General features: G+C 28.6%; 8 protein-coding genes and 1 rRNA gene. All 9 read right to left on the bottom strand.

Going from position 1 to position 6000, the window contains the following annotated elements:
- Nucleotides 1-281: ribosomal RNA gene (locus BLV79_RS10390) — 16S ribosomal RNA — on the bottom strand; the annotation flags it as partial.
- Nucleotides 282-661: 380 nt separating this feature from the next.
- The gene (locus BLV79_RS12800) at nucleotides 662-838 is read right to left on the bottom strand and encodes a hypothetical protein (RefSeq protein WP_159429350.1); all 177 of its coding nucleotides are present in this window, start codon (nucleotides 836-838) and stop codon (nucleotides 662-664) included.
- Nucleotides 839-996: 158 nt separating this feature from the next.
- Complete coding sequence (locus tag BLV79_RS10385; RefSeq protein ID WP_074718729.1) at nucleotides 997-1137, bottom strand: FeoB-associated Cys-rich membrane protein; 141 nt, start codon at nucleotides 1135-1137, stop codon at nucleotides 997-999.
- Nucleotides 1138-1948: 811 nt separating this feature from the next.
- Nucleotides 1949-2566, bottom strand: a complete 618-nt coding sequence (locus tag BLV79_RS10375) for a cytidylate kinase-like family protein (protein WP_074718727.1) — start codon at nucleotides 2564-2566, stop codon at nucleotides 1949-1951.
- 161 nt (nucleotides 2567-2727) lie between these two features.
- A complete protein-coding gene (gene queF / locus BLV79_RS10370) occupies nucleotides 2728-3228 on the bottom strand; it encodes a preQ(1) synthase (RefSeq protein WP_074718726.1) in 501 nt (166 codons plus the stop codon).
- Between the two features lie 69 nt (nucleotides 3229-3297).
- Nucleotides 3298-4011, bottom strand: coding sequence for a 7-cyano-7-deazaguanine synthase QueC (gene queC, locus BLV79_RS10365; RefSeq protein WP_278320475.1), 714 nt, complete (start codon nucleotides 4009-4011; stop codon nucleotides 3298-3300).
- A 51-nt stretch (nucleotides 4012-4062) separates the two neighbouring features.
- Nucleotides 4063-4668 carry a GTP cyclohydrolase I FolE gene (folE, locus tag BLV79_RS10360; RefSeq protein ID WP_074718723.1) on the bottom strand — a complete coding sequence of 202 codons (606 nt, stop codon included), beginning with the start codon at nucleotides 4666-4668 and terminating at the stop codon, nucleotides 4063-4065.
- Nucleotides 4669-4670: 2 nt separating this feature from the next.
- The gene (queE, locus tag BLV79_RS10355; RefSeq protein WP_330390000.1) at nucleotides 4671-5402 is read right to left on the bottom strand and encodes a putative 7-carboxy-7-deazaguanine synthase QueE; all 732 of its coding nucleotides are present in this window, start codon (nucleotides 5400-5402) and stop codon (nucleotides 4671-4673) included.
- Between the two features lie 50 nt (nucleotides 5403-5452).
- Entirely contained in the window at nucleotides 5453-5854 is a 402-nt protein-coding gene (gene queD, locus BLV79_RS10350) for a 6-carboxytetrahydropterin synthase QueD (protein ID WP_074718722.1), read from the bottom strand.
- Nucleotides 5855-6000: the final 146 nt, after the last annotated feature.

The following is a 6000-nucleotide window of genomic DNA, read 5'->3' as shown; positions in this document are numbered from 1 at the left end:
GCCGTTACCTTACCAACTAGCTAATCAGACGCGGGTCCATCATATACCACCGGAGTTTTTCACACTAGATCATGCAATCTCGTGCGCTTATGCGGTATTAGCAGCCGTTTCCAACTGTTGTCCCCCTGTACATGGCAGGTTACCCACGCGTTACTCACCCGTCCGCCACTCAGTCACATTATCTTCCTTCCGAAGAATTCAAACAATGCGCTTCGTTCGACTTGCATGTGTTAAGCACGCCGCCAGCGTTCATCCTGAGCCAGGATCAAACTCTCATTTTAAAATTTGATTCTCAGAACTTAGCTTGGCTAATTTCCTTGTTACTGTTTTAAAGGTGCATCTTTTTTGATGCTGTTCGTGTAATCTTTTGATTACTTGAATAATTCTCTTTAGAATCTTTCAAGGTTTTTCACTATTTAGTTATCAAAGTTTTCGTTTCGCTTATCAGCGACAACTTCTATATCTTATCATCTTTCTTTGTGTTTGTCAACACTTTTTTTGTTTTTATTTTTTAATTCGCAGCTACCAATCAAGGTGCTAATAATCGAACATTTAAAATCAAAAAACAAATGATTACCAATCGCTTATTAATATTTATATAAACAATTGATAAAAGATGACCATCGAAGCTCATCCGCAATCTAAAGTCGTCACTCTTCCTTTATCGGTTATTTAAAACCTTATCTTTAGAATTTTTTTCATCTTTATTTAAATGAAATATTTCTGAACACTCATAACAACCATTGTTCTTCTTGTGTACATTTTGAGTTTCCAACTTTTGCGAATTCTTCGCTGTCAGCTCAATTATAATATCATCTTTTCCCACTTTCGTCAACATCTTTTTTCATTTTTTATGTCTGTATATTTTGAAATTATTGTGAATTTTTTGCACAACACTCGGGCATCGCTATATATATTATGACCGTTACATTTCAATTATCATTTTTACTTACTATAATGTTTATAAACAGTTTATTGTTTAATCAACATATTATATTATTTATGACAGCCTCCATGACATTTACTACAATCACAACCACACGATAATGATTTTCCAGATTTTTTGGATTTAATCATACTTCTTATTATTAATGCAATAATTATTATTAAAACTACACCTACTATTATTGTACCCATTTTTTTCACCTCTATACTATCAATTCTGTTTAGATATTTGTAACACGCCTAACTATAATCACAGAATTACGACTTATTAACAATAAACACGAATAATTTTCCCGCCCGATATGGCACAATAAAACTATGAGCCATCAAAAAACTACTATTTTTCAAAGAAGGAATTATAATACTCACATATTATAAAAAGTTTTTTGACAAGTACATTTTAGAATCATAAATTAGGATTATAATAACGAATTTAAAATGACCATATATTTTTTACGCCAAGGGCCATATCAGTCTTACAAAACCATCTCGTTTTTTACTTCTTACACGTGTTATTATACACTAACTTTTTATTTTTTTCAACTCTCTTTTTTTCTATAATACTTTTTATTTTTTTATTCTTTTATTTTTTTATTTTTTTATTCTTTTATTATTTATTCTTTTATTATTTATTCTTTTCTTTTTTATTCCTTTCTTTTATTATGTCTTGCTATACTTTTTATTAATTATTTTTTTGATTTGGTATTTTTCACATTTTTTTACAAAAAAAGAACTATAGCAGTTATAAACAAGTGTTTTGTTTGCAAGTTATTGTTTTCAACTCACATCTCAACGCTCGATTAGAATACTATAGTTCTTCTTTAGTGATTTTGAATGGGTAGTTGTTTTATTTATAGTTTATGTTTAATATTTTTATGTTAGCTATATTATAAATATATTTAATATTTTTACGTTAGCTATATTATATATATATTTAATATTTTTATATTAGCTACATTATGTATATTTAATATTTTTATTGGTTATGTTTTTTCTGTTTAAACTAGGCTTTTGCTTTATCGGATTTACGGTGCATCACAGTAACATCTTTTCCTTTTTTTGCATTAATATACGATACTATCAAATCCGCTGCAAATTCTGGAGTAATATATGTAGTATCTATGCAAAGATCATAGTTCTTACCATCTCCCCAGATTTCACCTGAATAATAATTGTGAAACTCTCTCCTTCGTATTTCTATATCTTTTATATGTTTTATCGCCTCAGTTAGATTCAAATTTTCTCTTTTCATAACTTCCTTTGTTTTAAATTCCTGGTCAGCATGGATAAATATAGATGTGGTGTCCCCTTCATCTTTGAATATGTAATTACCACATACCTCCATTATAACGAAATTATCGTTATCTTTAATTAACCTTTTAAGAAAATTTCTTTCTCTAACACTTGGAAAAAATTCCTCGCTTCTTCTTGCTATGCTATATAATAAACTACTAACTGGTCGCTCTTCAAAAAAGCTACAGTATTCGTCGTAATAACCATTTTCCTTTGCCATCTTAATTAAGGTGTTTCTATCAAAAAACTCCAAACCTAACTTTTCAGCTACATATTCTCCTATTAAATGTCCACAACTTCCACATTCTCTTGCAATTGTTATAATCATTTAATTTCCCTCCTATATCACCTTACGATTATAATAACATATTTGAGACCTTTGTTGTAAAATTATTTAATTTTCATATGTTTTCACAGAACGAGAGAGTGTTTTTCGTCATTTTAACCATTATTCAGTTTGAAATTTATTATTTCTAATACAAGTACTTTTTATCTGTTGTCAACTTTTTCAGGATACATATCGTGATTGACTAGTCTATCAAATGCAACTTTTTCCCAAACAGTTCCTTTTTTTCCATAATTGCAATATGGATCAATTGAAATTCCACCTCTTGGAGTAAATTTTCCCCATACCTCGATGTATTTTGGATCCATTAATTTTATTAAATCTTTCATTATAATGTTCATACAATCTTCATGAAAATCTCCATGGTTTCTAAAACTAAATAAATATAATTTCAATGATTTACTTTCAACCATTTTTTTATCTGGAACGTATGAAATATAAATAGTTGCAAAATCTGGTTGGCTTGTTATTGGGCAAAGGCTTGTAAACTCAGGACAATTAAATTTGACAAAATAATCATTTTCTGGATGTTTGTTATCAAATGTTTCAAGCACTTCTGGTGCATAATCCATTGCATATTTTACATTTTTATTTCCTAATAAAGTTACATCTTTCATTTCTTCTTTTTTTCGTAATGTTGACATATTTTTCTCCTATATATGTTTTTTGTTTTCTATTTAATTTTATGTATCTATTTAATTTTATGTGTCTATTTAATTAATACTATTTTTTAGGAGTGGATCTACTGTACCATTTAATTCAAACGCTTTCATTCTATCAATGCATGTTCCGCATTTTAAACATGGCTCATCTTTTCCTTCGTAGCAACTCCATGTCAATTCATAAGGGACTTTGAGTTCTAAACCTTTTTTTACAACACCGGCTTTGTTTTCTTTTATAAAAGGAGCTTCTATTTTTAATTTTTTACCACTACCTTCGTAAATTGCTGTATTCATAGCATTATTAAAAGCTTCACTGCAGTCTGGATAAGCATTACCTGCTGCATCGTCAGCATGGGCTCCATAATAAATCACATCACAATCTTTTGACAATGCAAAGCTTGCTGCAGATGACAAAAATAGACCATTTCTAAATGGCACATATGTACTAACAGGTTGTGAATGAGTTTTTTCAAGTTGTTTTGCGTATGTTTCCTTTGGAATACTTTCTGTTGAATTTTCCAATAGCGAACAATTACTATATTGAAAAATCTTTTTTAAATCTAGTTTATATAATTCAACTCCATAATATTTACAAATTTTTTCTGCACTTTCTATTTCTTTTTTGTGTTTTTGTCCATATGACATTGATAATGCTACAACGTTGTCTTTTCCGTATTTATCTACTGCCAAAGCTAGACAAGTTGATGAATCAATACCACCGCTACATAATACTAACGCTCTCATTTTTCGTCCTCTTTTCTGTATTATTTTTATTTTAACTGTACATATTCTTTTATAACTTTGTACAATTATTTTTTATGCATAAGTTAATCTGTTTAATAGTGTTGTATCTTCTTCAAATTTACCACTCAAAGTTTGTGTATATGTTCTTGAATTGATATTTTTTATTCCTCTTGCTGTCATACAGCTATGATTTGCTCTTATAATAACTGCTATATCCTGGCTTTCTGTAATTTTTTTCATTATATCTAAAATATCTGTTCCAATTCGTTCCTGTAACTGCAAACGTTTTGTTACCATATCAACGATTCTGGCAATTTTACTAAGGCCGATAACTTTGCCATTTGGAATATAAGCTACATCTATTTTCATGTTATACATAAGTGCCATATGATGTTCGCAATAACTAAACGCATCAATATCCTTCACGATTACCATATCTTTTGATGAAGTTGTTTTAATATCTTCACTAAAGGTTTTATTAAACATCTCCGCTATCTGATCATTTGTATAGTTCATTCCTTCGAAAACTTCTTCATACATTTTAGCTACTCTTTTTGGGGTTTCTTTTAAACCTTCTGAATCTGGATTTGCTCCTAATGCAATTAAAATTTCTCGAATATTTTTTTCTATTTTTTCAGTATCAATTTTCTTAATTGCCTGATTTTCTTGATTAATCATATTTACACCCCTTTCAAATTCGGATCCCAAATATATTTATGCATCTGTAGCTGCAAATTTATGTCATTCATGTTGTGTTCTTTCATAAAATCCACAATTTCTGCCGGAGTAATCTTTTCAAACACTGAGCTCAAATACACTTTACATTTAGATGTTAAACTATATTTTTCAATTATATCTTTTGCTTTCTTCAGGTCATTTATACTACTACAAACAAACTTAACAGTATCCTTGGATTCTAAAAAATCATAATTTGAGAGATCCATATATTTTTCCATATTGCTGTCAGGCAACTTGTAATCTAATGTGATACTTGGTGAATTCTTTATTTTTTTTGTTTCAGCTATACTAACACTGCCATTTGTTTCTATTTCAACATTTATATTCTCAATCAATGACAATTTCTCTAACAAATACATTATATTTTCTTGACGTAATGGTTCTCCACCCGTTAAAGTAACATTTTTTACATTTGTTGATTTAATGTAATCTATTATTTGTTGCGCTGTCATCAAATGGTATTTTGCTTCTTTTTGATTTGCCCATTTTGTATCACAATACACACAATTCAAATTACATCCTTGAAATCTAATAAAAATAGCCAATTGTCCAGCTTTTTGTCCTTCACCATTAATGCTGACAAATTTTTCAACTACTTTGTATGTTATTGTGTCAGATTTTTCTTTTTTTATTTCTTTTGTTATATTTTCAATATCCGAAGAAATATTTTCCATTCGCCGTTCCTCTTTCTAATTACTGCATCTAAATTCTGCAAATTAATATTCTATTCTTCATATATAGCACAATTATTTGGTGTTTCATATACTTTAACTTTTGAAATATTATATTTTTTCTTTAATTCTGAAAAAAAGAAATGTGCAAAATTTTCCGCTGTTGGTCTGAATTTAACAATATTGATTTTATAATCATCTTCATTTAACGCTTCTAATAATTTTTCACTAGCTGTATTTTCTTCTATTATTAAACTATGATCATATTGCTCTAGCATATCTTTTAAATCTTTTTTTATTTCTGTGAAATCTATTACCATTCCATTTTCAAGTGTTTCACTCTTTACTTCTATTATTACTCTCCATCTATGACCATGTAAATTTCTACATTTTCCTTGATAATTTGCCAAAAAATGAGCAGCATCAAAACTACCCTCTGTTCTTACTGAATACATACTACTACCTCTTTTACTTAATTTTTATAAATTTTACATTTATTTTTTGTTTAATAGCTTTAATGTTTTTATATAATGGAAAATTATCACCAAGAATTTGGATTTAAGAATATCTATATATTATTAGAATCATGTTTACCTCATGA

The organism is Lachnobacterium bovis DSM 14045, from assembly GCF_900107245.1.
GTDB lineage: Bacteria > Bacillota > Clostridia > Lachnospirales > Lachnospiraceae > Roseburia > Roseburia bovis.
The sequence above is the reverse complement of the archived record's forward strand: the minus strand, read 5'-3'. Positions and strand labels throughout refer to the sequence as shown.